The organism is Providencia sp. 2024EL-00732 (genome assembly GCF_044006275.1).
GTDB classification, from domain to species: Bacteria; Pseudomonadota; Gammaproteobacteria; order Enterobacterales; family Enterobacteriaceae; genus Providencia; species Providencia huashanensis.
On the sequence record NZ_JBIPDG010000001.1, the window covers coordinates 166345 to 192794 of the forward strand.

At 37.8% G+C, this 26450-nt stretch carries 19 protein-coding genes and 1 tRNA gene; 12 read left to right on the top strand and 8 right to left on the bottom strand.

The genetic code is table 11. The features are described 5' to 3' along the window. The first annotated feature begins 23 nt into the window (after positions 1–23). Entirely contained in the window at positions 24–2729 is a 2706-nt protein-coding gene (gene mgtA, locus ACHB7C_RS00690; RefSeq protein ID WP_071547924.1) for a magnesium-translocating P-type ATPase, read from the top strand. 58 nt (positions 2730–2787) lie between these two features. Here mgtA and ACHB7C_RS00695 read toward each other — a convergent pair whose 3' ends face one another. Both ACHB7C_RS00695 and ACHB7C_RS00700 read right to left on the bottom strand, forming a co-directional pair. Further along, entirely contained in the window at positions 2788–3483 is a 696-nt protein-coding gene (locus ACHB7C_RS00695) for a hypothetical protein (RefSeq protein ID WP_131680685.1), read from the bottom strand. A 180-nt stretch (positions 3484–3663) separates the two neighbouring features. Next, a complete protein-coding gene (locus tag ACHB7C_RS00700; protein WP_042847942.1) occupies positions 3664–3972 on the bottom strand; it encodes a DUF5339 domain-containing protein in 309 nt (102 codons plus the stop codon). Positions 3973–4991: 1019 nt separating this feature from the next. On the opposite strand from ACHB7C_RS00700, the gene fliZ reads away from it, so the two are divergent. Then, positions 4992–5507 carry a flagella biosynthesis regulatory protein FliZ gene (fliZ, locus tag ACHB7C_RS00705; protein ID WP_042847941.1) on the top strand — a complete coding sequence of 172 codons (516 nt, stop codon included), beginning with the start codon at positions 4992–4994 and terminating at the stop codon, positions 5505–5507. Between the two features lie 260 nt (positions 5508–5767). Here the strand turns inward: fliZ and putA are convergent, their stop codons facing one another. After that, positions 5768–9751 (bottom strand): trifunctional transcriptional regulator/proline dehydrogenase/L-glutamate gamma-semialdehyde dehydrogenase, encoded by a 3984-nt coding sequence (putA, locus tag ACHB7C_RS00710; protein ID WP_042847940.1) that lies wholly within the window; start codon positions 9749–9751, stop codon positions 5768–5770. A gap of 500 nt (positions 9752–10251) precedes the next feature. Between putA and putP the strand changes: the two genes are divergently transcribed. Then, entirely contained in the window at positions 10252–11736 is a 1485-nt protein-coding gene (putP, locus tag ACHB7C_RS00715; RefSeq protein WP_042847939.1) for a sodium/proline symporter PutP, read from the top strand. Positions 11737–11830: 94 nt separating this feature from the next. Here the strand turns inward: putP and cycA are convergent, their stop codons facing one another. After that, positions 11831–13231 carry a D-serine/D-alanine/glycine transporter gene (gene cycA, locus ACHB7C_RS00720; RefSeq protein ID WP_395346566.1) on the bottom strand — a complete coding sequence of 467 codons (1401 nt, stop codon included), beginning with the start codon at positions 13229–13231 and terminating at the stop codon, positions 11831–11833. A gap of 254 nt (positions 13232–13485) precedes the next feature. On the opposite strand from cycA, the gene ACHB7C_RS00725 reads away from it, so the two are divergent. After that, positions 13486–13561, top strand: a tRNA-Lys gene (locus tag ACHB7C_RS00725). 14 nt (positions 13562–13575) lie between these two features. Here the strand turns inward: ACHB7C_RS00725 and ACHB7C_RS00730 are convergent. Together ACHB7C_RS00730 and ACHB7C_RS00735 are read right to left on the bottom strand one after the other, a co-directional pair. Further along, the gene (locus tag ACHB7C_RS00730; RefSeq protein ID WP_395346143.1) at positions 13576–14037 is read right to left on the bottom strand and encodes a tyrosine-type recombinase/integrase; all 462 of its coding nucleotides are present in this window, start codon (positions 14035–14037) and stop codon (positions 13576–13578) included. Between the two features lie 15 nt (positions 14038–14052). Next, positions 14053–14589, bottom strand: a complete 537-nt coding sequence (locus ACHB7C_RS00735; RefSeq protein WP_395346145.1) for a hypothetical protein — start codon at positions 14587–14589, stop codon at positions 14053–14055. A 135-nt stretch (positions 14590–14724) separates the two neighbouring features. Between ACHB7C_RS00735 and ACHB7C_RS00740 the strand changes: the two genes are divergently transcribed. After that, the gene (locus tag ACHB7C_RS00740) at positions 14725–15222 is read left to right on the top strand and encodes a hypothetical protein (RefSeq protein ID WP_349483602.1); all 498 of its coding nucleotides are present in this window, start codon (positions 14725–14727) and stop codon (positions 15220–15222) included. Between the two features lie 271 nt (positions 15223–15493). Here the strand turns inward: ACHB7C_RS00740 and ACHB7C_RS00745 are convergent, their stop codons facing one another. Beyond that, positions 15494–16180, bottom strand: a complete 687-nt coding sequence (locus ACHB7C_RS00745; RefSeq protein WP_166685249.1) for an outer membrane protein — start codon at positions 16178–16180, stop codon at positions 15494–15496. 2363 nt (positions 16181–18543) lie between these two features. On the opposite strand from ACHB7C_RS00745, the gene ACHB7C_RS00750 reads away from it, so the two are divergent. Both ACHB7C_RS00750 and ACHB7C_RS00755 read left to right on the top strand, forming a co-directional pair. Then, positions 18544–18900, top strand: a complete 357-nt coding sequence (locus tag ACHB7C_RS00750; RefSeq protein ID WP_042844291.1) for a hypothetical protein — start codon at positions 18544–18546, stop codon at positions 18898–18900. Between the two features lie 92 nt (positions 18901–18992). Next, entirely contained in the window at positions 18993–19205 is a 213-nt protein-coding gene (locus ACHB7C_RS00755; RefSeq protein ID WP_129465768.1) for an AAA family ATPase, read from the top strand. Between the two features lie 138 nt (positions 19206–19343). Here ACHB7C_RS00755 and ACHB7C_RS00760 read toward each other — a convergent pair whose 3' ends face one another. Beyond that, a complete protein-coding gene (locus ACHB7C_RS00760; RefSeq protein WP_042844289.1) occupies positions 19344–19772 on the bottom strand; it encodes an antitoxin HicB in 429 nt (142 codons plus the stop codon). Positions 19773–21425: 1653 nt separating this feature from the next. Between ACHB7C_RS00760 and flhD the strand changes: the two genes are divergently transcribed. The 5 genes from flhD (at position 21426) to cheA (ending at position 26442) form a co-directional block, all read left to right on the top strand. After that, a complete protein-coding gene (flhD, locus tag ACHB7C_RS00765) occupies positions 21426–21776 on the top strand; it encodes a flagellar transcriptional regulator FlhD (RefSeq protein WP_042844288.1) in 351 nt (116 codons plus the stop codon). Continuing rightward, positions 21773–22363 (top strand): flagellar transcriptional regulator FlhC, encoded by a 591-nt coding sequence (gene flhC / locus ACHB7C_RS00770; protein WP_042844287.1) that lies wholly within the window; start codon positions 21773–21775, stop codon positions 22361–22363. The genes flhD and flhC overlap by 4 nt, the downstream gene beginning before the upstream one ends. Positions 22364–22459: 96 nt before the next feature. Continuing rightward, entirely contained in the window at positions 22460–23347 is an 888-nt protein-coding gene (motA, locus tag ACHB7C_RS00775) for a flagellar motor stator protein MotA (RefSeq protein ID WP_042844286.1), read from the top strand. A gap of 7 nt (positions 23348–23354) precedes the next feature. Further along, positions 23355–24272 (top strand): flagellar motor protein MotB, encoded by a 918-nt coding sequence (gene motB / locus ACHB7C_RS00780; protein WP_042844285.1) that lies wholly within the window; start codon positions 23355–23357, stop codon positions 24270–24272. Positions 24273–24375: 103 nt separating this feature from the next. Continuing rightward, positions 24376–26442 carry a chemotaxis protein CheA gene (gene cheA / locus ACHB7C_RS00785; protein ID WP_210831755.1) on the top strand — a complete coding sequence of 689 codons (2067 nt, stop codon included), beginning with the start codon at positions 24376–24378 and terminating at the stop codon, positions 26440–26442. Positions 26443–26450: the final 8 nt, after the last annotated feature.

Here is a 26450-nt window from a genome sequence, read left to right on the forward strand (position 1 = left end):
ATTGTTGTATTAGAGACAACGCTATGACTGAAATAAGACATCAACGCAAAAGCGTTAAAGCTGCTCCTGTTCGCCAAAAATTTATTGTTGGCGAACAGGCCAGTAAAAATATTGAGCAAGTACTTAATGAATATCAAACGAATTTATTAGGTCTGACAGAAAATGAGGCGATGGACCGCCTTGTTACTGAAGGGGAAAATGAAGTTGCTCATGAAAAAGCGCCTCCTGCTTGGAAGCAATTACTCATTTCTTTTAAAAATCCATTCATATTCGTACTCATTATATTGGCAATAGTGAGTTTTTTTACTGACTATCTTATACCTGAGCGACAAGGTGATGAGACTGATTTAACTGGTGTAATAATCATTATTACAATGGTTTTGCTGAGTGGGTTACTTCGTTTTTGGCAGGAGTATCGAACTAATAAAGCTGCTGAAGCCTTGAAATCATTAGTACGTACCACTGCTACCGTATTTCGACGTGATAATAAAACAGGTCGTTCTACTCGAAAAGAAGTGCCGATCAAATGCTTAGTACCCGGTGATATTGTTTTATTATCTGCCGGTGACATGGTTCCTGCAGATTTAAAATTGGTTGAATCGAGAGACTTATTTATAAGCCAAGCTATCTTAACCGGAGAATCTATACCGGTAGAAAAATATGACACTCTAGGTGATATTTCTGCTAAAAGTTTAGAACCTGTTTCACCAACAGAAAACGAGTTATTAGAAATATCCAATATTTGTTTGATGGGGACCAATGTAACCAGTGGAACAGCGCGTGGAATTGTTGTTGCCACAGGGTCAAACACATATTTAGGGTCATTAGCTAAATCCATTGTTGGTAGTCGGGCGCAAACGTCATTCGACCGTGGTGTTAATAGTGTAAGTTGGTTACTGATCCGTTTTATGTTAGTCATGGTACCTATCGTGCTACTGATTAATGGCTTCACAAAAGGAGATTGGTTTGAAGCTACGCTGTTTTCACTAGCAGTTGCCGTTGGGTTAACGCCAGAAATGTTACCGATGATCGTTAGCTCGAATCTAGCTAAAGGCGCAATAGCAATGTCAAAGCACAAAGTTATTGTCAAAAGGTTAAATGCTATTCAAAACTTTGGTGCCATGGACGTACTTTGTACTGATAAAACAGGGACGTTAACGCAAGATAAAATTATTTTAGAGCACTATTTAGACAATAATGGGCAGAAAAATAGTCAAATTTTGCAATTGGGGTGGCTCAATAGTTTCCATCAAAGCGGCACTAAAAACATGATGGATCAGGCGATAATTCGCCGAGGAAGAGGGAACAGTGAAGTTGAAAAACTAAAAGCATTTCAGAAAATTGATGAATTACCGTTTGATTTTATCAGACGTAAATTATCAGTGACGGTTAGAACCCCTTCAGGAGAGGCCTTGTTAATATGCAAGGGGGCAGCCGAAGAAATGCTGGCAGTATGTCAACATTATCAGCAGGATGGACAGTCTTATTTACTTGATGAGCAGGCGAGGGCGAAAATAACTGAGCTAGTAAGTGACTATAACAGGCAAGGTTTTCGTGTGTTGTTACTTGCGACTCGTCAGTTAAATGATGCGGAAGCTAGTTTGCCCTTATCTGCACAAGCGGAGCAACAGTTGGAGTTACAAGGTATTTTAACATTCCTTGACCCAGCAAAGGAAAGCGCTATTTCTGCAATTGCTGCACTGCGTGAAAATGGGGTTACTGTTAAAGTTCTGACGGGTGATAATGCCATTATTACCGAAAAAATTTGTCATGATGTAGGGCTAAATATTAGTGAAATCATGTCAGGTTTAGAAGTTGAAGCATTATCTGATGAAGAATTAAGTCAAAAAGTAGAGCAAGTTTCTGTTTTTTGTAAATTAACGCCATTACAAAAATCGCGTATTTTAAAAAGGTTACAAGCAAACGGTCATACTGTCGGTTTCTTGGGTGATGGGATCAATGACGCTCCTGCTTTACGAGATGCCGATGTGGGGATTTCTGTTGATACTGGAACAGATATCGCCAAGGAATCAGCAGATATTATTTTGCTAGAAAAAGATTTAATGGTGTTAGAGCAGGGGGTTATTAAAGGAAGAGAGACTTTTGGTAATATTATTAAATATTTAAATATGACTGCAAGTTCAAACTTTGGTAATGTATTTTCGGTATTAATTGCCAGTGCATTTATTCCATTCCTTCCTATGCTAGCCATTCACTTGCTCGTTCAAAATTTACTGTACGATATTTCCCAACTAGCATTACCTTGGGATAAAATGGATAAAGAGTTTTTAAAACGACCTCGTAAATGGGATGCGAAAAATATCGGGCGTTTTATGATTTGGATTGGGCCAACCTCTTCAATTTTTGATATCACAACTTTCGCCTTGATGTGGTATGTGTTCCAAGCAAATAGTGTTGCCCATGAAGCGCTTTTCCAGTCAGGTTGGTTTGTTGAGGGTTTGCTCTCGCAAACATTAGTTGTCCATATGCTAAGAACACAAAAAATTCCGTTTATTCAAAGTACAGCGGCATTACCTGTGTTATTAACAACAGGGCTAATTATGGCATTAGGTTTATATATTCCATTCTCTTCATTTGGTGAAATGATCGGGTTACAACCATTACCAATAGAGTATTTCCCATGGTTAGTATTAACATTGGTGAGCTATTGTGTTGTTGCTCAATTGATGAAGCAGTTTTATATTAAACGTTTTGGGACCTGGCTATAATAGGTTGTTAAATAAGAAAAAGGGAGGGCAAGGACTGCTCTCCCTATCTCCAACTAAATCACCTTTTTTTTTCGATTGAAAAGTATAAAGTAACAATCTCATTATTTGCTTGGTTGAGTTTATTTTCTAGTAATTCCTTAGTTTCAGATTCTGCGCAATCTTTGATTTTCTTAAAATTAATATCCGGGAAAAAAATTTCCTGAACTCTGGCATTGAGTGTACCAATTACATATTTTGTTACAGCCGCGTTATCTCCATTCGGCTGTTCTTTGTTAAGGAATAAATCATGTGTAATTACTTTTTGTATCTGTTTTTGCTGAGAAAGAAGGTGCTTAATAAATTGCTGAGATGCATTTGTATCAATATCAGACTCAGAAATGCCACATTTTTTCGCAACACGATGAAAAATTTCTTTTTTATCGCTAGAGGTAAGAGAGACTTTTGTTTTATTTAGTTTATCCGATAATTCTTCCCTTGTTTCATCAATAGCTCTATTGATAGTGCTGCCGATTTGAATTTTCTTTTCGCTTATTTTAAATTTTTCTAATTTATCAGCCGTTTCAATTTGAGATTTCAGTTTTCTCACTATTTTACTTTCATTTAACGTAATCGTATTACCCTCAAATTTAAGTTCTATTTTTTTACTATTGATATTTAAAGCTTCTTTGATTTTATGGCTAAATTTACTACAACCTTTTGTTATAGTGATAAATGGCTTGGGTGACTTGATAACTTGGTTTAAATGCACGCTCATTATTTTTCCTTAATGTATTAAATCAATTTAATTCTATAAAGTTAAGGGGGGATAAGCTTGCAAAAAACTATGGGAAAAGTGAATGTATAGGAAGGCATGATTTTCTAGGGAGTTAAGGAAATAAAAAAGAGCCGCAATAGGGCTCTTTTTGGAAAACTGACTAATCTAAATAATTCTTTATTATAGACCTAAAGCCGTTTTCATTTGTTTCATCGCATCAATACCTTGTTGGCAAGCTTTGTCTTGCTGGTCTTTAGGTAGTGCTGCAACTTGCTTTTTACCTTCTTCCAGTTGACCTTTCATTGCATCCAACTGTGCTTTTGCTTGAGGGTTTTCTGAAGCTTTAGCAATTAAGCTATCAACTTCAGCGAAGTAAGTATTACAAGTTTCAGTTGCACCAGCAACTTCACCTTTTTTCTCTTCCTCTGAACAAGCAGTGATCGTCAGTGCCAATAAACCCATACCACAAGCTAAAATTAACTTTTTCATAATCAACCTTATTAAATTTATTTATTTATATAGCAAAACGAAGTATATAAGAGATGTTTTTAATATCAAACGTAACAAATCCTAAAATAATACTTCAACAATATAGTGGTATATGCGAAAGGTTGGATAATAATATCGGGATATTTTTTATTTTAGATTGCTATTATTCTTATAGCGATAAAATCATTGTTTATCAGTGTATTGAGTTGTTGTCATGAGACATGCATTCGAAGTAAGTACTGGGTACTAAGATAAAACATTTCAAAATTTAGCGAAGAAAATGACGTTGCTTACATATTATTGGGGTAAACATATTTTGAATTGAAAAATATGCTTACCCCAATGTTACGCATATTTACTTAACTTTATGGGGTCATATAACATTTTTATATTTATTATAATACTTTGTTATATGCGGTATCTATTGATTAAAACAAGGGTCAATTGTAACTAAATGTTTACATGTGAGTGATGAATTGGCTTTATTAAATATTTTTAGAATTAATATCTGTACATTTAAGATGCAACTATAGATACGAAAAGTGAGCTGCTTCACAAATTTACGAATAAAACCTTTGTATATGTATAAGTTTGATTTTTAAATCAAATTTTCTTTGTACGAAGATGAAATTATAAGGTAAAGTCTTTGCCTTTAGGCAGTCTGAACAGCTCATGTCGCTATTTGGTAGGTTAACAATAAGTGTACAGAGTTAACGGTATTTAGGTTAATTAGGTTGACGCTAAATCAAATTCATACCAAAATTGACTCACTGTTGAAATTCGCCAAAGAGCGAAATACAAGTTAGAATGCTTCAAATAAAGGGTATTAAATTTTCTTACACTACATTCTCAGGAGGATCATTCTCCTAAAGAGAAAGTAAGAGGGCGAGATGCGGGGTTACTCGTATCACTATGCAACATAGCAGATATTCTATTAATGCTATGGGCATGTAATGTATGTAGCTTGATTTATCTAGTTACAATTTTATATTTAGACTTACACACAGGGCTTTACCATTATGTCTGCTTCTATTGTAAAGAAACGGCCTCTGAGTCGTTACATTAAAGATTTTAAACATAGTCAAACTCATTGTGCACATTGTCACAAAACTTTGGATCGTATCTCTTTGGTTTTCAACGATGACATCTTAAATAAAGAAGCTATCGCTGATATGACTGAATTGGTCGATGAAAGTACTTGGGGGGAACTACAAGGTAAATTTACTGCACTTTGCCGCTTTTGTAGTGAGATTTATTGCAATAGTAATACTGATTATTTTGATATCATGTCATTTAAACAGTATTTATTCTTACAGACTGAGATGAGCCATAGTACTGTTCGCGAATATGTTGTTCGCTTACGCCGCTTAGATGAGCTGTTATCTTCATCTAACTTTTCTATGAAAGAATTTACTGCAAGTAAGGTTCAAGAACAGTTAAGTGAAAAAATGACAGACTCTGCATTTAGTAACTATAATATTGCCTTGCGCAAGTATGAGCAGTATTTATTCTGGGAATCAGAAAAAACTCAATAACATATTGAAAATACATAAATAATAGCTATTTTCATTGTTATAATTTAATGAATTGGTGTCCGTAGGGCACCTTTTGCGTTTTTATAGTATTAACCTATTGTTATAAAATGAATTATTATTCGAAATAATGCCCCAAAATTCATTATTCTCATTTGATAAAAAATATGGAAGGCTGAATATTCAAGGGATAAGTAAATAATGAATAGCACTATAAAGTAAAGACCTAGTCTCATGTACGGTGAAACTAGGTCTTTTGTTTTTTAGCCGATGGTCATTAAGCTTGCGTTACCGCCCGCGGCTGCGGTATTGACACTTAAGGAGCGTTCATGAACAAGGCGTTCGATAAGCAAGTTTGTTTCACCTCGTTCAAATCCTTGTACTGAAATAATTGGCCCTTTACGTTGTGCAATAGCTGCGCAAACGTCTTTTAACTGATCACTATCGCCGTGATAAATCACCCCTTCAATTGGCTCCTTCGTTTCTTGCCAGTTTTTAGTCAATGAGATTGATTTTCTCACTTTTTCAGGAAGTGATTTAAACAGTTTTTGATGGAGTTCGCTTTGTGGCCATAAGGACTGACAACCGGAGGAAAGAACCGCGGCTAACTGAATCAAACAATCTTTTTCGTTGTCACTAATACACAGAATTAAACCACGTGGGCGTAAGGTATATGTATTTCTTTCGCCTGTTGGGCCTGGCAACACTCTGGTGGTTCCAGCTTGTGTATAGCGAGTAAATAATTCAATTACCGAAGGTTCAATAATGTTATTTTGTTTTTCTACCCATTGGGCAAAGGACTCAAAAGATGACAGTAAATCTGCTCGAGCACTTGCATCCATAGGTAAATGATTATCTTGTCTTTCTAATGTATTTGAAACTGCGTTATCCGGTCGTTCACTTAATAAACGATAAAGGTATAATGGACCGCCAGCTTTAGGCCCTGTGCCTGATAAGCCTTCTCCACCAAACGGTTGAACGCCAACAACCGCTCCGACCATATTGCGGTTAACATATAAATTTCCGACTTTAGCCTTAGAGACAACTTGGTTAATTGTTTCGTCAATGCGAGTGTGTACACCTAGAGTTAACCCATAACCGGCTGCATTAATTTGGTCTACTAAGGCATCTAATTCATTACGGTTAAAGCGAACAACATGCAGAACAGGGCCAAAAATTTCTTTTTTCAGCTCGTTGACATTATCTAGTTCAATTAATGTCGGTTTAACATAAGTTCCTTCTGTTTGTTCTTGTTGATCGTCAGGGTTTTCGAAAGCGGCTTGGAATACGGCTTTCCCTTTACTGCGCATTTGCTGAATATGTTGTTCAATATTTTCTTTTGCTTCGCGGTCGATAACTGGGCCAATATCAGTAGAAAGGTGCTCAGGGTTAGCCATCCGGCATTCTTCCATTGCGCCTTTTAACATGCGGATTGTTCTATCGGCAACATCTTCTTGTACGCATAAAATACGTAATGCGGAGCAGCGTTGACCCGCACTATCAAATGCAGAAGCAACTACATCAGCAATAACTTGCTCTGTTAGCGCAGAAGAATCGACAATCATAGCATTCAAGCCCCCGGTCTCTGCAATGAGCGGAGTAGGGCGACCTTGTGCATCTAAACGCCCAGCAATATTACGTTGTAGTAGCCCTGCAACCTCAGTTGAACCTGTAAACATGACACCACGAACACGCTTATCACCAACCAACTGTGCACCGATAGTTTCCCCTTTACCGGGTAAAAACTGTAATACATCTCTCGGTATTCCCGCTTGATGAAGTATTGATACAGCAATGGCACCAATTAGCGGAGTTTGTTCAGCAGGTTTGGCGAGGACAGTATTACCTGCAGCAAGGGCTGCCGCAATTTGCCCTGAAAATATCGCCAATGGGAAGTTCCAAGGACTGATACAGACAATCGGACCTAACGGTCGATGGGTATTATTATCAAAGTCATTTTTGACTTGGGTCGCATAATAATTGAGGAAATCTACCGCCTCTCTGACTTCAGCGATTGCATTATTGTAGGTTTTACCCGCTTCACGTACTAAGACATCCAATAATGGTTGCAATTGCTGTTCCATCAGATCGGCTGCGCGTAATAAGATAGCTGCACGTTCAGAAGGGGGCGTTGCGAACCAAATGGTTCCTGCTTCATCGGCAATATTTAAGGCATGTTCCGCCTCTTGCTCAGTAGTTTCACGAACTTGCCCGACAATATCTTTATTACATGCAGGGTTAATGATTGGTGTCGATTCAGGTATTGCTTGGGATGGTTGGAAATCCCCACCGAGTAGCGGCTGGGCAATTTTTTGCTGCATTGCTGCACTGAGTAGAGCGCTAGATAAAGACGCCAAGCGATGTTCATTAGAAAGGTCAAGGCCCATAGAGTTTACACGATCTTGACCATATAAATCGCGAGGTAATGGGATTTTGGGGTGCGGTAGCCCAATTTGGCCTTCTGTTTTTGATAATTCAAGGATGTCTTTTACTGGGTCTGCGACTAGCTCATCCAGTGGAATAGTTGCGTCAGCAATACGGTTGACAAATGAAGTGTTCGCGCCATTTTCCAGTAATCGGCGAACTAAATAGGCAAGTAAGGTTTCATGGGTGCCAACAGGCGCATAAATTCGGCAAGGGCGATTAAGTTTACCATCAGCAACTTTGCCTACGACTTGTTCATATAAAGGTTCACCCATACCGTGGAGGCATTGGAATTCATATTGCCCTGGGTAATAGTTTTTACCTGCAATTTGGTAGATAGCCGCAAGAGTATGTGCATTGTGTGTCGCAAATTGAGGGTAAATTAAATTTGGTACAGACAATAATTTACGAGCGCAAGCCAGATAAGAGACGTCAGTATATACCTTACGAGTATAAACAGGGTAACCCTCTAAACCGTCAATTTGAGCACGTTTAATTTCACTATCCCAATAAGCCCCTTTAACCAGACGGATCATCAAACGGCGTTGGCTACGCTCAGCTAAATTGATAATAGAGTCAATGACAAAAGGGCAACGCTTTTGGTAGGCCTGAATAACAAAGCCGATACCATTCCAGCCCGCCAATTGTGGTTCAAAACAGAGTTTTTCTAATAAATCTAAAGAAATTTCTAAACGGTCAGCTTCTTCTGCATCAATATTAATACCAATATCATATTGGTGTGCTTGTAATACTAAAGACAAGAGACGTGGGTATAATTCATCTATGACGCGTGAGTATTGGGCACGGCTATAACGCGGGTGTAGCGCCGATAATTTAATCGAAATACCCGGACCTTCATAGATACCGCGTCCATTTGATGCTTTACCAATCGCGTGGATCGCTTGCTGGTAAGATACCATATAATCTTGGGCATCTTTTTCTGTTAACGCAGCTTCTCCGAGCATATCGTAAGAGTAACGGAAGCCTTTATCTTCAAGCTTGCGTGCATTCGCTAGCGCTTGAGATATTGTTTCTCCTGTTACGAATTGCTCCCCCATTAGGCGCATTGCCATATCAACACCTTTGCGGACTAAAGGCTCACCACTTTTACTAATGATCCGATTCAAAGAGGTCGATAGTTTTGCTTCGTTGTGGGTAGAAACCAACTTACCTGTAAATAAAAGGCCCCATGTTGCTGCATTAACGAACATTGAACTACTTTGGCCTAGGTGTGATTGCCAGTTACCATTACTAATTTTATCGCGGATCAGGGCGTCACGGGTTGCTTTATCTGGAATACGAAGTAGGGCTTCTGCTAGGCACATTAATGCCACACCTTCTTGAGAGGACAGGGAAAATTCCTGTAGCAAACCTTGAACTAAGCCAGAACGACCGACACCATTTTTTTGGTTACGTAATTTTTCGGCAATCGAATAGGCTAATTTATGAGCAGCTTCGGCTTGTTCTACGGGCAGTTGTGCTTGCTGTAATAACATCGGTACTGCTTGTGTTTCAGGAACCCGATAGGCAGAAGTAATTGCGGAGCGTTTTACAGATTGTGGTAAAATGTGCTCTGCAAAATCTAAGAATGGCTGATAGCTAGAGTCAACCGTTGTGTCTTCATCTGTTGATTGGTTTTCTTTTGCGTCGACATCGGCTGATAGCTCAGGAAGAAATTGGCCATTATCGAATTGTTCTAGGTAATTATAAATAGCTTGTTTGATAAGCCAATGTGATGTGCGGTCAAGACGTTGAGCGGCATTTTTAATGCGTTCACGAGTTGCTTCATCAAGTCTCACACCCATAGTTGTTGTGCTACTCATCTTAATTCCTCTAGTTCACGAGTCGGTTAAATCGAAAAGTTACATCAGAGTATCCTAATGTTGCAACTTTGTGCAACATTGTTAATCGTGGTTTCTGAGGGAAATGTGAAACACATCTGGTTTTTATATGGTGAATATTATTTGCTCAATTTATGGTTATTTATTTTGTATATATTTCATATAGTTATAACCTTTGGATTGTTGTGGTATTAGTTAGTCATTCATTTGTAAATCCGACTTTAAATTTTAACATTTGTGATATGGATTCTATTTATGGAATAAAAAATAGTTAATTTCTTGTTAATTTAATAGGAGTCTGTCTAGGATGGAGTCGCTAAGAAATTAAAATTAGTGCAACGCAAACAATCACAGCCTATTTGGTGTTCATAGAGATAAATGAAAAAGTGCAATAAAGTGCAACACCATGAAGTGACAAGTTATCAAAGGCAATTATATAAAGATAACTAACAATTTTTAAAAATACTCAATGGAGAAAACGGATGACTGTAAGCACTCCGATGATCATTATGTTCATCGTATACATTACTGGCATGTTATTAATCGGCTACTTGGCCTATCGCTCGACCAAAAACTTTGATGATTATATTCTTGGTGGCCGAAGCTTAGGGAGTGTTGTCACCGCATTATCTGCAGGTGCTTCCGATATGAGTGGTTGGTTGCTGATGGGGTTACCTGGTGCTATTTTCTTGGCGGGTATCTCTGAAAGCTGGATAGCAATTGGTTTAAGCCTAGGGGCTTACCTTAATTGGCTATTTGTTGCTGGGCGTTTACGCGTACAAACAGAAAAGAATAACAATGCCTTAACTTTACCCGATTATTTCACTAGCCGCTTTGAGGATAATAGTAAAATTTTACGTATTATCTCCGCTGTGGTTATTTTAGTTTTCTTTACTATCTACTGTGCATCAGGCGTTGTTGCTGGCGGTTTACTGTTTGAGAGCACATTCAATATGAGCTACGAAAAAGCCATGTGGTTAGGTGCATTAGCGACAATCGCTTATACCTTTTTAGGGGGTTTTTTGGCGGTTAGTTGGACAGATACCGTTCAAGCGTCATTAATGATTTTTGCTTTGATTCTGACGCCTATCGTGGTGATCCTTTCATTAGGTGGAATTGATACTTCAATTGAAGTTATAAAAGCGAAAAACCCTGAATACCTAGATATGTTTAAAGGAATGAACTTTGTTGCCATCCTATCGTTATTAGGCTGGGGGTTAGGCTATTTTGGCCAGCCTCACATTTTAGCGCGTTTTATGGCTGCAGATTCCCATCGCACTATTCGTTCTGCACGTCGTATTAGTATGACATGGATGGTTTTATGTTTAGTGGGAACTATTGCAGTAGGTTTCTTTGGTATTGCTTATTTTGAAAACAATCCAAGCTTAGCGGGTTCAGTGTCGAATAATAGTGAACGTATTTTCATGGAGTTAACCGGAATACTGTTTAACCCATGGATAGCGGGTATCTTGTTATCTGCAATATTAGCGGCAGTAATGAGCACATTAAGTTGCCAATTGTTGGTATGTGCAAGTGCGTTAACGGAAGATTTATATAAACCATTTTTCCGGAAGAAAGCGAGCCAAAAAGAGTTGGTTTGGGTCGGGCGTGGTATGGTGTTAGTTGTTGCAGCCATCGCTATTTATATTGCTCGTGACCCAAATAATAAAGTTTTAGCGCTAGTAAGTAATGCATGGGCAGGATTTGGTGCAGCATTTGGGCCAGTAGTATTAATCTCTGTGATGTGGAAGCGGATGACTCGTACAGGCGCATTGGCAGGTATGTTGGTGGGTGCTGTAACCGTATTAGTTTGGATGAAATATAAATGGTTCGATTTATATGAAATCATCCCAGGCTTTGTGTTTGCAACAATAGCAATTATTGTTGTCAGTATGGTAACTAAAGGGCCTAGTGCGGCAGCACAAGCACGGTTTGATGAAGCGGAAGCGGAATATAAATCTCATTAATTGAGGTGTACCGATAAGATAAAAAGCCGAGCAATTTCAATTGCTCGGCTTTTTTGTTTGTCAAATCAACAGCCTAGTAATTAATGGGCAAAGGTTAATTAACTTTCCTACGTTTAGCTATTTGGTAACCAATAGCCAAAACGATAAACCAGACTGGTGTTGCAATTAAAGCCTGTCTTGTATCGTGTTGGAATGCCAGTAACACCACCATAAAGGCGAAAAAGGCTAAGCTTAACCATGACATAACAATACCCGCAGGCATTTTATAACGTGAAGATTTATGCATCTCTGGTCGTTTCTTACGGAAATTCAAATAGCTATATAAGATCATACTCCAAATAAACATAAATAGGATAGCAGACACAGTGGTAACCAATGTAAATGCATGCATGATATCAGGAATAAAGTAGATCAGAATGATGCCGAAGCTCAGGCAGATGCAAGTAAATATTAGGCCTGTTGCAGGTACAGCTTTTTTTGATAATTGGCTGAATTGTTTTGGGGCATCCCCTTCTTTAGACAGCCCAAATAACATTCGACTGGTGGAAAATACACCACTGTTGGCTGATGAAGCCGCAGAAGTTAACACCACAAAATTGACAATGCTTGCAGCAGCAGGGAGGCTGATAAGGACAAACATTTCTACAAATGGGCTTTTATCAGCCAAGATAGTTCTCCATGGCGTTACTGCCATAATAACAATCAAGGACAAAACATAAAATGCAATAATTCGGATTGGGATTGCATTAATGGCTTTTGGTAATGATTTTTCGGGATCTCGAGTTTCTGCTGCTGCCGTTCCTACTAATTCAATCCCAACGAAAGCAAAAATAGCAATTTGGAAGCCAGCAAAAAAACCGCTTATTCCCATCGGGAACATACCGCCATCATTCCAAATATTATTTAAGGATGCGATATGCCCAGTTGGTGACTGGAAGTTCATGGCGATCAACGTCCCACCTACGGCAATTAAGGCAACAATGGCAACAATTTTTATCATTGCAAACCAAAACTCTAATTCACCAAATAGCCTGACTGAAACAAGGTTTAAGGCGAGTAGGCTGATCACACAGATAAACGAGGTTACCCATTCTGGAAATTCCGGAGCCCAAAAACTAACATAGGAGGTTATGGCAATAATATCCGCTATTCCTGTGATAACCCAGCAGAACCAGTAGGTCCAACCTACAAAAAAGCCAGCCCATGGGCCAATTAAGTCAGTTGAAAAATCACTAAAAGATTTATAATCAAGGTTGGATAGCAGCAGCTCTCCCATCGCTCGCATAACGAAAAACAGCACAAAACCAATTATCATATATACGAATATGATTGACGGGCCAGCAAGTGAGATAGTTTTACCTGACCCCATAAATAGGCCGGTTCCAATTGCGCCGCCAATTGCAATAAGTTGTATATGGCGGTTACTAAGGCTACGTTTTAATTGATTACGGTCAGCATTATGCTGCTTCGGTGTTGATGTTGGATTTTCTTCCATACTGTAAAGTGTCCGTAGTGGTTTGTTATTGTTAGCCACAGTCTTTTTTTATTTTGTGGTTATGTTTGCATGAAATATTGTGACATAAATCTCAATTAGAGTAAGGAAAAGTTACCTTACTGGAACCGGAGTGATGTTTATTCGAACTATAATTATCCTAAATTTAACATTCGCAACTAAAATTTAACTTAGGAAATAAAAATAGCAGAATAGTATTGACTGTATCAATTGATGGGCGTTAAATATTTCGTATTGGGTTGTTAGCTCAGTTGGTAGAGTAGGTGACTCTTAATCATTAGGTCGGGGGTTCGAGCCCCCCACAACCCACCAATATTTTCAATGAGTTATGAGCGTGCCGCAGAACTTATACTGACTGCATGGGACGTATTTGGGACGCAGCCATTGAAAACAGCATCAATTTGTTTGGCGTGTTCAGCTAAATGGTCGGGTGCCAAATGAGCATAGCGAAGAACCATTTCGATACTTTCCCATCCCCCCATTTCTTGCAATGCTGATAACGGTACACCGGCTTGAATTAGCCAGCTCGCCCAAGTGTGTCGTAAATCATGAAAATGAAACCCTTCAAGGCCTGCTAATTTCATGGCAGAATTAAAGGCCTTGTTTGCGTTCACAGTCATTGGCACTAAATCAATAACACCATTTTGCTTACGCTCTCTGACAAAAACATATTTAGTATGTCTGCCTATCTGATCCCGAATAATTTGACAGGCAGTGTCATTGAGCGAAACACCTATAGCGCGATAGTTTTTTGATTGCTCAGGGTTAATCCAAGCAACTTTTCTCACTAAATCAACCTGACTCTATTCAAGGCTAAGTATATTCCCCCTTCGCAGACCAGTAGCCAATGCAAAAGTAATAACTGGCTTTAGGTAATCGACGGCATTATCAATTAACGCCGTAGCCTGTTCTCTAGTCAGCCACTTAACCCTAACCTGTCGTGGTGGTATGGCCTTAATATATGGAGCGCTTTTCAACCAACCCCACTCATTAGCAGCTATTCTCAGTAGTGAGCGAATAAATGCCAAGTGTGAATACTTTGATGACTGTGATGGAAATCCTTTTTGTGACCCCCTGTTTTTCATCTTAGCTATCAAGTCTTGGCATTCATTATTAGTGATAGAGCTTAGTTTTCTACCTTTAAAGTGAATAAGCCAGAATCGCATTTTGCACTTATCATTTCTGAGTGTTCGCTTATGCTGTTTATCTTTAAGCCAGCGCAAGCAAGCCTCATCAAATGTATATTCAGGGTCTTCCCCAAGCCTATCAACTTTCCAAGCATCTGCTTTAAGTTTGTCGTGCAGTTCTAAAGCTAGCTTCTTGTCTGGTGTGCAGTTCACTTCGGTGTTTTTTTTACTTTCAAAGTCTAACGATTGGATTTTGTTAAATACAAGTAAAACGATTATGGTTTTTTTGAGCGCTAAAAGTGTCTTTTGGAGTAATATTTAATACCGATGATAACTTATAGTGACTATATGAAAGCAATAATAGCATTACCTTACTTATTTTTACTTGGATGCTCCACCCCCTCAATAGAAGTAAAAAATGCCCCCAAAAAAATCAAAGAGTCTTCCAGTAAAGCCATAAGTACCTACTCAATGGGGCACAGCAAAACAAAATTTGAGATTGAATTAGAGCAACAACAAAACAGGTCCGCTGCGAGAAGTGAAAGTGATGGTTTATATGCCTCTTCATTGGGTTATCTTAGATATGAAAGAGATAAGCAAGAGAATGACAGGCGAAAGAAGGAAAAAGAGCAATCTGAAGCATCTAAACGAAAAATCCAATCTTTAGATAGTGAGTATAGCTCGCTTGAGGGTATGTATATTTATAGCGATCTATCTAGCGATGAAAAGAAAAATATCGAGAGTAGAATGAAGCAGATAAATATCGACCGAAATAGGGAAAGACTTCAGGGTTTAGGCTCCATAGGTGTAGATAGTAAGTATTGGGAATGGCAGTGGGAACGATGAACTTAATCATCATCTGATTTTTATTATTAATTCCTCTATTTGGTTATTCCGAACAACTGATTTCAAGGCTGCGCATTGCGGGGTTTTTTGTTATATAGAAATAGGACTTGTCGTTTCTTGCTGAGAGAGAATTTTAAAAAATTAACTAATTAAGAATAATTTAGGGCTAGAATAAAACCAACGTATATAAGTTTTGCTGCTATAACCAAATATAGCTAACTTCCGTTAGCTATATTTTAGACAATACCAATGAGATAGTTCTATAAAAGGATTAGAATAAATACCTTACACCAAATACAAGCTCTTGGGATTTAAGGTGTGCTTTCATTTGCTCGTCTTGTAAGCCTCGAGCATTAGTAAAACGGTTCATTCCACTTTCAATTTTACCAAGGTCCACATAACGGTAGCCTAAGTCGAAATTAAGTTTGTTGATAGGTTCGTAGCTGACTCCAGCGCCGAGTGAATATGCTATGTTTGTATCTGTATTACTCGCATATTGACGTGTAACATTCCCTTGCCACCCAGATGATTTTACTTTTGCGATACCAACACCAACGGTTCCATAAATGGAAATGCCCTGATAAATTTCATAATCACGATAAGCATTTAACATTAATCGTTGGGACTCTGTTTTATGGTGATTAAAGCTGGTCGAAAATATCGTTGATCCACTTGTATATTCTGCTTTTTTGTTAAAAGTATATTCACCTTCAGTACGCCAGCCATTACCAAATTGATAACCCGCAGCTAAAGAACCATTATAAAAATCATCTTTATCATCACCCGTGACGAATTGACCAATGCCCGGTCTACTACTGGTATCCATATTATCTGCTTTTTGCCATACTTTAGAAAGTCGTGCGGCACCGTAGTAGCCTTCGTCATTCGTAGAGGCTAAAGCATTTCCAGCTGAACTTCCAAGTACAGCAATTACTAACAATGATAGTAATTTTTCCATGTGATAATTTCCAATGTTTACTATGTGGGGTGGGATTATTGCAGGTTGTGGATATTAGTAAAGAAGGGTTATTTGAATGATATGTTCAACTTATTTAAACAAGATAGTATGGGTGTTATTTTGATTATTTACTTTAAATAAAGATAGATTATTATTTTCTAATAGTGAACATTCTATACCTAGTCGCTTTAAACCAATTCAAGACCTCGCATTGCGGTTTTTTATTGTAAAAAACAACTGTAGTCACCTTGTAAAGTACAATTTATTAACTACATTTAAATCGTGTACAGTTTTAGCAGTAAAAGTATTAACTTTATCAACCCGTCAGTAATGGCGGGTTTTTTGCTATCTAGGCAATGACAACTCTATTTGCCAGCTCCTCCTATCTTGCACGTAATGGCATTTAAGCGAGTAGGGTTTTCATTGTTATATATGAGCAATCAAGGCAATTCTGGTTTGTGTTACGTTATGGGGACCACCATAGCGACAATGCAACCTGTAAGTAATCCTTACCAGTTTACATTCAAAAGGTCGCCTAGTGCGGCCGTGCGGCCTTTTTTCGTATACGCCGCCACAGAATCAATTACCCTCGTTATCAATTAACACAAGAGCTGTGTACGGCTATCTATTAACTAAAAGTACAGGTGTTTAATTCTCTGCTCTAACTCTATATGTACATCAAATAAATTTGGCTATACAGATGTTGAAGAGGCAGAGTAAGCATGGAACATGAGAGTCAACAGTAAGTGATGATATTCGAAATTATAAAATAAAGTAGCTCAGTAACAACTAGAATTAACGCCGAAACCCTCCAAAATGTCATTCTTACTTTTATCATCAAAAAAATACGAAAGATTACAGACATACAAAAAGCAAACCTAACAATAGAAAGGCATAACGAGAGTATGAAAATGAATGGAACCGTTAGGTATTCTGACGCATGGCTATTGATTAAGGCAAGAATTAGTAAGTCAGGAACAATAATAGCCGGAAGCCATGTGCTAAAAAGCAGCATAGCGAGTGATTCTGTTTTTGGCATGAGTAGATTTATTACTTTCATAGGGAGAGATTATATTGCAAATTGTCAAATAAATTAAGAAATATAGTAGGTTAAAAACCATTAAAGACATACAACCTTTGGAGAGAACACATCATACAAAATGTTATCGAAGCCATACAGAACCTACCAATCTATTATAAACAGATACTCTCCACCTAAAGGATACTATGAGCAGCACGCATGGGTTATGTTGCCAACAGGAGTAGTTAGAACAGACTGCAATGGATATGGTGGAAATAACCGCCAATTACATTACTAACCAGTTAATCTACTCCGTCTTTTGGCTGATTTCATTGCATTACCCTGCGCTCATTGACCCAATTTTCTAAAGCCAATTTCGTTGAGCCTTCTAAAATAACCCCTAAGAAGGTTCTTCATGAAAATTTCGAGTTTCAGCTTCATCCTTGTATGGGAATAACTGATTTAACTTGAACTGTATCTCAAAAAGTTGGGCATATTGTTCAACATACAGGATGGGCTTTGTCGTTTTAATGCTTTTAGATGCAGAAAGTGGTTTGCTTTCAGTTTGTTTATATATGTAATTTATTGTGTATGTGTAATCCAATTATTGAGATAGAAAGTATGGATTGTTGATTACATTCACTCCTGTATTTGAAATGTCAAAAAATACAGTAATATTAAAAAAGTATTATTAATTAATAGGATAAGTTTCGATGTGAAGTGAATGGTCGCATGAATATTTCTGAATTATCATATTTACTCTATTAGGTTGTGATTTGGTAATTAGTAACAAAATAGTGCCTCTGTTTTCTTTGTTTGTATCGTGATTACACTTATATTGAGTTAATTAATTAAAATGTAGCATTTCATATAATGCATTAACTAGAAGAAATAATGATATGACAAAAAGAATACTCTCTATTGCAGTATTATTTGCTGTTGCTATGCAAAGTTATGCCTTAGAGCTTAAGGTCCCGATTGGAGCGAGAGGTTACATAGATGAGGTTATGCCGCCTGTTGCAACTTCAACAGCATACCTGTATACGGGAACAGAGCTTCGTCGGAATGATCACACTATTCGATATCTCTGACCAGATGGGGACAGATGAAATCCTTGGATTATTTTCCTGAAATAGGGACAACAGGAATTGAGTTTGTTAACACAACTAACCCTGATAGTGGCTCGATAGTATTAACAATGAATGGTTCTTTAAACAGTTCATCTTTACGCATTTTTCTTGTATTGAATATCAGTTTTTTATGTTTGTGTTGTAACAACGTAGATAGGAACCTAGTTAGCTTAACTTGAAATGCGAGCAATAAGCTAACCTACGGAGTAAAAATGGCAAAGGTAATCACTATTTTTGTATTACTGTACAGTATGAGTTTACCTACTTATGCGATGAAAACCTATCAACTGGATTGCCCTGATCGTGGAATAATGACAGTGCTACATACGAATTATTTAATTACCACTTTGAAATGGGGAAGCGAGTTTTTTGTATCGCGACCGACTATCCGGTATCGCAAGGAAGATGCAAGATATAATATCTACGATTTTTTAAACGGTGATTCTTTGATTAAAACCCTAGGTGACAATAAGCGTTATTATTTTATATATAAAGATGGGGATAGGGTGGAGTGCCATAAGCAAAGTGAAACCCAACTAGTTATTACCCAACTACCTATAGTGCCTTAATAACAGGCTACACCTACCTTTCAAGCTTGTTGTGATATTCTAATTCTGATAAGTTTTGCTTCTTCTAATACGCGCTTAGGTAAATAGACTTAATGAAACTTATTTCTTCACTTTTTTGTTCTTTTTTGATTGCTGGGTGTACATTTAATCCTAGTTTTGAAGCGAATAAATCAACATGGCCAAAGCCACATAAAGATCAGCGCACATCTGAACAAAAAAGAATAGATAGAGAAGCTGTACATGAACAACAAAGAGCAGTGATGAGAGGTGAAAAACCAGATTATGGTGTTTTTGATAGGTACTAACTTTTTGTTAAGTGTTTTTTAAAACTGTATGTTATAAACCTTTCTTTTATCACTAAAATAAGTGATTTTCTGGTGGTGAAAACCACCAGTTAAACCATACAATTATATTTCAATACGCCAATATGAATGGTCTCAATACTACCTTGGGGTGACGGTGACTGAGGCTTCATAACCTAATAAATACAAAGCTTGCTCTAAAATATCGAGCTTAGAAGCATAATGGATATCGAGTAAGCGTTCTATCTGCTGCGCATTGATATTTAACCTACGGGCGATATCGAGTCGTTGAATTTTTGAATCTAGCATCGCATTATGTAAGGCAATTTTTAGGCAGCAAGTTATTGGTAGGTAGACAGTGAATGCATTCTCAGTTGGTTGAGTTGGCGTAGGTATTCGTTTTTTCCCTTCAATATACTCTGCAAAAGTGGCTAATAATATTTCTTGGGCTTCTAATTCAACATCTTCTCTACAATAGCTCACACCTTGAAGATCAGGAAAATCAGCAAAACTGATTTCATATGCTCCTTCTTCCTCGACAAACTCGACTGTTGCTTGATAAGTAAACATACCTTTCCTTTTGCTTTTTTAATGAGGGAGGAAGTGTTGCATTTGCTTGAGGGTAAAACAAGCGATAACACATGACTTCCGAGTTTGTATGCTTATCTCTAACCATTATAAGGTAGGCCAAGGAAAAACAGACTAGCTAAAAACCTGATGGGAAGGCCGATAATTTTTTATATGGTCGCCTTAACACAAATGCATCAATAGCGGAATAGTTTTATTCGGAAACTATTAAGAAAGACAAGAAATATATGTGAATTAAGTCACAAACTTAACAATATTTTTAAGCTTAAAATGCAGCAAAATTTGTATCTTTTATAAGCATTATTTTAACTGAATTATTTTAAATAAAATTAATTTATTTTTATTGTTGTTGTTATTGAATTACGGGGTTTACTTAGATTTGGTTTTTAGTCAGCACCATTTGTTAAAATAAAAGTATATAGTAATCTTTGTAAATAATAACACATAGTTATTAGGTGGGCAGTGTACAGTTGGGGGTCATTTAAAAAAATAAGTATTGTTACCAGTAAAAATGTGTTTATCGGCAATTATTTTGATCATATTTTGAGTATATTAAAATGATACAAAAAACATATCCTGAACAGAATGTTCTTAATTGAAACCTCTATTTTTTCTCAAGATGATAAAAGAGATTAGTTATCGTAGGTTGATCATTTTATTAAAAAAAATAAATATTCGACTATTTAAATAGAAAAATAAAATTGAATTAATACAAAAATAGACTTTAATGAAGTAATAACAAGATGATTACTGAAAATATAAAATAAGCAAAAATATATAACAATGAATTTTAAGTTAAATGAATGATTAATTATATGCAATACTCACAAAGTTAATTAATTTTATTAATATTATGATGTGACTATATAATAGACAATGTTTAATGATTCTAATGAAATTTGTGTGGGGTGACGATAATATGTATGACAATATAATTATTTTTTATCTATATACGATTGAATAATTTTGAATGATGGTTCGTTTTTCAATTAAACGTATTGAAAATTAATGACTAAATTTTATTCCTCTTATGCCGATATTGACTTAAATGTAATTTCAACAATTCAGTTTCTCAATACCAAACTTTGATTTGGATCAATATGTTGGTTTTGATGTTGTGATTGGTTTTTATTGCTTAGTTATCGCATAAGGAGAGTGAACAGATTGATTAAAATCCTGTCATTTACCTTAGGTTAATTCAAAATGTTGTAGATATTTGGGATAAGATGAAAGAAGATAAAGAAATAATAAAGATTATTTAATGAATTAATGGGTAATCGCCCCAATGGTACAAAAAGAAACATAAGTACCTTGAATAGTTAATTTAGTGGTGCATAATAATTGACGACTAATAATGACATCGGCAAATTCTGACTTTTACCGAAAATGCTAACTTTCTAGTCATTCTTTATTGTTGTAGGTATTCAGGAAATGTATTTAATTTAAGTTTGAAACTTTGTGTTTTTATACTCCAAACTGGGTATTCACCAATGGACAACATGGGAAAGTAATGGAATACATATACCCAATTTAATTACTTTTTATATTTAATAATTTGGCTACACACAATACTTTCAAATTCATATTTGTTCTTTTTGCACACAGATGTTGATAAATATTCGTAAAGGAAAAAAAATGAGCTCGACGACAGATTTTCTGAAGCATATATACGATATTAACCTCTCATATTTGCTATTAGCCCAAAAACTCATCTCTCAAGAGAAAGCCTCTGCGATGTTCCGTTTAGGTATCTCTGATGCAATGGCAACTACTTTAGCAGAACTCACGCTTCCTCAATTAGTCAAATTAGCAGAAACAAACCAGCTAATCTGTCAGTTTAGATTTGAGAATAGCGATACGATAGAAAAGCTAACTCGTGATTCAAGGGTGGATGAATTGCAACAAATTCATACAGGTATCTTACTTTCGACCCGATTATTGCAAACGCATAATGAAGGCGACAATGAAATAGCGAGAAAAAGATGAGTACCGCAGCTGAGAAAAGTATTGTTAAAGAAGCGAATGATATTCGCTTAGCAATGGAGTTAATCTCTTTAGGGGCTCGTCTTCAAATGTTAGAAAGCGAAACTCAAATCAGTCGTGGCCGATTAGTTCGTTTGTACAAAGAGCTAAGAGGCTGCCCTCCACCAAAAGGAATGCTACCTTTTTCTACAGATTGGTTTATGACATGGGAGCAAAATATTCATTCATCCATGTTTTATAATGCTTATCAATTTTTACTCAAAAGTGGCCAATGCAAAGGGGTTGATGCCATATTAAAAGCGTATCGGTTATACCTTGAGCAATGTATTCCAGAGCCTGATCAGGAACCTTTGTTAGCTTTAACGCGTGCTTGGACGCTTGTCCGTTTTGTTGAAAGTGGCATGTTGCAAAGTTCACAATGCAGTTGTTGCCATGGGTCATTTATTACTTATGCACATATCCCTGAAAACAGTTTCACTTGCAGTTTATGCCAGCCGCCATCAAGAGCAATAAAAAAACGTAAACTTTCCGAGCATCTAGCCGATATTACGGTATATCGACAGGATGGCATTACTAAAGCGGTAATGTAATTGGATTGATTGGTCAACAGGCAAAGCTTTTTGCCTGTCATTTCCAAAATTCCCTTTGACTGCCATCTGTTAACCAACGGAGTGAAAGGGAATATTGTGTTAATACTCATCGGGTATCTCATTGTTACAGTAGCGGTTATTGGCGGATATATAATGGTCGGTGGCCATTTAGGTGCGTTATATCAACCAGCTGAATTTGTCATTATTTTAGGCGCAGGTTTAGGTGCGTTTGTTGTTGGTAACAGTGGCAAATCTATCATCGCTTTGTGCAAAGTATTACCAAAACTCTTTCGCCGTTCTTCTTATAACAAAACCATGTCGATGGATTTAATGGCGTTGTTATTTCAATTACTCAATAAATCACGTCAACAAGGGTTACTTGCCCTTGAGAAAGATATTGAGAACCCGCAAGAAAGTGAAATTTTTTCCCAATACCCTCGTATTTTAAAAGATGAAACAACCATGATGTTTGTGGTGGATTATTTGCGTCTGATGGTAAGTAGTAACTTACAAAGCCATGAAATTGAGGCGTTAATGGATGAAGAATTAGAAACCTTTCGTCAAGAAAATGAAGTCCCAGCTTCAGGTTTAAACATGGTTGGAGACTCGATGCCTGCATTCGGGATTGTTGCTGCAGTTTTAGGCGTGGTGAATGCGCTTGGCTCGGCCGACCGTCCTGCGGGAGAGTTAGGCGCTTTAATTGCCCATGCAATGGTTGGGACATTTTTAGGTATTTTAGTCGCTTACGGATTTATTCTGCCATTAGCAGCACTGATTAGGCAGCGTAGTAGCGAACAACTGAAAATGATGGAGTGCATTAAGGTGACCTTTCTTTCAGCATTACAAGGTTATGCGCCCCAAATCGCCGTTGAGTTTGGTCGTAAAGTACTCTTTAGCGTAGATAGACCTTCCTTTGTTGAACTTGAGGATAGAGTTCGTGAGGTGAAAGTAGGCGCTCGCACACAAGAAACGACTGAGGAGTAGCATTAGGATGGCAGCCAATACTCCTCATATTATCCGAGTTAAAAAGCGTAATTCACATCGGCAAAGTGGTCATGGCGGTTCATGGAAAATTGCTTATGCCGATTTTATGACTGCAATGATGGCGTTCTTTCTCGTGATGTGGCTGATCTCAATTTCAAGTCCTCAGGAACTGACTCAGATTGCTGAGTATTTTCGCACCCCATTAAGTACCGCAATTAACCCAGGTAAAAAAAGTGGGGATGCTACAAACCCAATTCCCGGTGGTGGTAAAGACCCTATTTTCCGCGAAGGGGATGTGATGCCAGAACCAAACAATATTATTGACGGTGACGCAAATTATCGCTTTGAAAAATTAAAAAAGTCACTTGAACAAGCCATTTTAAAAGACCCTCGTTTGAACGAATTAAAACCACATTTGCTCATTGATATGATTAATGATGGTTTACGTATCCAAATTGTTGATAGTGAAAATCGACCCATGTTTAAAGTGGGGTCTGCCACTGTTGAGCCTTATATGCGCGATATCCTACGTGCGATTGCACCGCTTCTGAATGATGTCCCAAACCGTATCAGCATTTCCGGTCATACGGATGATTTACCTTATGCTAATGGGGCAAATTATAGTAACTGGGAGCTGTCATCTGACCGAGCAAACGCTTCTCGTCGTGAGTTAATTCGTGGAGGGATGGATGAAAACAAGGTACTACGAGTTGTAGGAATGGCATCTGCAATCCATTTAGATACCGAAGATGGACTTGCACCTATTAACCGCCGGATAAGCATTATCGTGTTAAATGATGAAGATGCAAAACAAATATTACGTGAATACAGTGGGGCAAAACCCATCAACGATGTGCTGAATAAACCGCAAAAAATATCGTCTGACCCCATTGTGGATGAAATATCTGCGGTAAAAATACCGTGATAAATCATAGTAATTTGAATTTATTACATGACTTGTTTAGTTGTCTGCCGGTCATACCGGCAGACAGCGTTAAGTGAAACCTAAGCGAAACTGGATAAAAACCATGGATATTACCGAGTTTTATCAAACATTTTTCGATGAAGCCGATGAGTTGCTCAGGGATATGGAACAACATTTACTTGAGCTTGATCCTTTTGACCCGGACAGCGAACAGCTAAATGCCATTTTCCGCAGTGCCCATTCAATAAAAGGAGGAGCTGCAACCTTTGGTTTCACTCAGTTGCAAAACACCACTCATACATTGGAAAACTTGCTGGATAAAGCGCGTCATGATGAGTTAACGCTCACACCTGACATCATTGACGTATTTCTTGATGCAAAAGATGTAATGGCGTCACAGTTAGATGCGTATAAAAATGATTCTTTACCTGATGAGGAAACATTTAAGCGGATTTGCGAGGTCCTTAGCCGGGTTGAAAACCATGCTGAGGAGGTCACTGAGCCAGCACAACCGCAAACGGAACAATTAGTTGAAACTGAGATTGCTGAAACGGCCACGTCACAAGGCGAGTTTTCACACTATTTTATGATCACATTAAATCAACTAAAAGAAAGTGAAGTTGATTTACTTGCCGATGAATTAAGTTTATTTGGCAATCTGTACCACACTGAAAAAACCGCTGATAGCCTACAGGCTTGGCTTGGAACTAATACAGATATTGATGATATTTGTGGCGTATTATGTTTTGTGGTTGACGAGTCACAAATTACTCATCAAACGGTCTCTTTTAGCGACTGCCAGGCTGTTGCTCCTGAAAAAATCACTGCTAGTGAACCTGACAACCAAGCCAACGCCAACGTTGTTGAGCCGAAGGAAGAAACTAAGCCAGTAGCCACATCACCGGCTACTGCTGTAACAACGAATACATCGAAAAAACCTGCTGTAGCTAAACCCAAAGGGGACTCTAGCAGTATTCGTGTTGCAGTCGAAAAAGTTGACCAACTGATTAACTTAGTTGGCGAGCTAGTCATTATCCAATCTATGTTGACGCAACATAGCCAGCAAGTAGACCAAAACGAATACAGCGATTTATTAAGTTCGATTGTGCAATTAGAGCGGAATTCACGGGCATTACAAGAATCTGTTATGTCTATTCGCATGATGCCAATGGATTATGTCTTTAGCCGTTTTCCTCGCATGGTACGCGATATTGCATCGAAATTAGGCAAAAAAATCGAACTCAAAGTGGAAGGTAGCTCCACGGAGCTAGATAAAAGCTTAATAGAGCGGATTGTTGACCCGCTAAATCATTTGGTACGCAATAGTCTTGATCACGGAATTGAAAAACCAGAAGTTCGGTTAGCCAATGGTAAACCAGAAGCTGGCACATTGACGTTGGCTGCGGCACATCAGAGCGGCAATATTTGCATTGAAGTTCGTGATGATGGTGCGGGGTTAAACCGTGAACGCATTTTGGCAAAAGCCAAGTCTCAAGGCATGAATGTGCATGACGGGATGAGCAATGATGAAGTAGCCATGCTGATTATGGCACCCGGTTTTTCAACTGCTGAGGTCGTGACGGATGTCTCTGGTCGGGGTGTTGGAATGGATGTTGTTAAGCGGAACATTCAAGACATGGGAGGGCGTATTCAGATAGGTTTCACCGAAGGTAAAGGGACAATCATCCGTATTTTACTCCCCTTAACTTTGGCTATTCTCGATGGTATGTCCGTAAAAGTTGCGGAAGACGTATTTATCGTGCCGTTAAGCGCCATCATCAGCACATTACAACCACGTCAGGAAGATATTTACCGTTTAGCGGGTGAAGAAAAAATGTTGCTTGTGCGTGGAGAATACTTACCACTCGTTGAATTACATAATGTTTTTTCAATTGACGGGGCTGAACGCCATTTAGATAACAGCATTGTGTTGATTATCCAAAATGCAGGTCATCGCTTTGCCTTATTAGTTGACAAGCTAGTAGGACAACAACAAGTGGTGGTGAAAAATATTGAAAGTAATTATCGCAAGATCCCAGGTATTTCTGCAGCAACAATTATGGGCGATGGCTCTGTTGCATTGATTTTAGATGTGGCCGAGCTGCAAAGAATGAATAACAGCATTTTGATTAAAAAGAAACAACAGGTTTCTCAACCTGTCGTGCACTAAATAGAGGC

Bases quoted from the DNA above. Each gene is read 5' to 3' on its own strand.
- mgtA (WP_071547924.1), top strand. From the start codon at position 24: ATGACTGAAATAAGACATCAACGCAAAAGCGTTAAAGCTGCTCCTGTT.
- ACHB7C_RS00695 (WP_131680685.1), bottom strand. From the start codon at position 3,483: ATGAGCGTGCATTTAAACCAAGTTATCAAGTCACCCAAGCCATTTATC.
- ACHB7C_RS00700 (WP_042847942.1), bottom strand. From the start codon at position 3,972: ATGAAAAAGTTAATTTTAGCTTGTGGTATGGGTTTATTGGCACTGACG.
- fliZ (WP_042847941.1), top strand. From the start codon at position 4,992: ATGTCTGCTTCTATTGTAAAGAAACGGCCTCTGAGTCGTTACATTAAA.
- putA (WP_042847940.1), bottom strand. From the start codon at position 9,751: ATGAGTAGCACAACAACTATGGGTGTGAGACTTGATGAAGCAACTCGT.
- putP (WP_042847939.1), top strand. From the start codon at position 10,252: ATGACTGTAAGCACTCCGATGATCATTATGTTCATCGTATACATTACT.
- cycA (WP_395346566.1), bottom strand. From the start codon at position 13,231: ATGGAAGAAAATCCAACATCAACACCGAAGCAGCATAATGCTGACCGT.
- ACHB7C_RS00740 (WP_349483602.1), top strand. From the start codon at position 14,725: ATGAAAGCAATAATAGCATTACCTTACTTATTTTTACTTGGATGCTCC.
- ACHB7C_RS00745 (WP_166685249.1), bottom strand. From the start codon at position 16,180: ATGGAAAAATTACTATCATTGTTAGTAATTGCTGTACTTGGAAGTTCA.
- ACHB7C_RS00750 (WP_042844291.1), top strand. From the start codon at position 18,544: ATGGCAAAGGTAATCACTATTTTTGTATTACTGTACAGTATGAGTTTA.
- ACHB7C_RS00755 (WP_129465768.1), top strand. From the start codon at position 18,993: ATGAAACTTATTTCTTCACTTTTTTGTTCTTTTTTGATTGCTGGGTGT.
- ACHB7C_RS00760 (WP_042844289.1), bottom strand. From the start codon at position 19,772: ATGTTTACTTATCAAGCAACAGTCGAGTTTGTCGAGGAAGAAGGAGCA.
- flhD (WP_042844288.1), top strand. From the start codon at position 21,426: ATGAGCTCGACGACAGATTTTCTGAAGCATATATACGATATTAACCTC.
- flhC (WP_042844287.1), top strand. From the start codon at position 21,773: ATGAGTACCGCAGCTGAGAAAAGTATTGTTAAAGAAGCGAATGATATT.
- motB (WP_042844285.1), top strand. From the start codon at position 23,355: ATGGCAGCCAATACTCCTCATATTATCCGAGTTAAAAAGCGTAATTCA.
- cheA (WP_210831755.1), top strand. From the start codon at position 24,376: ATGGATATTACCGAGTTTTATCAAACATTTTTCGATGAAGCCGATGAG.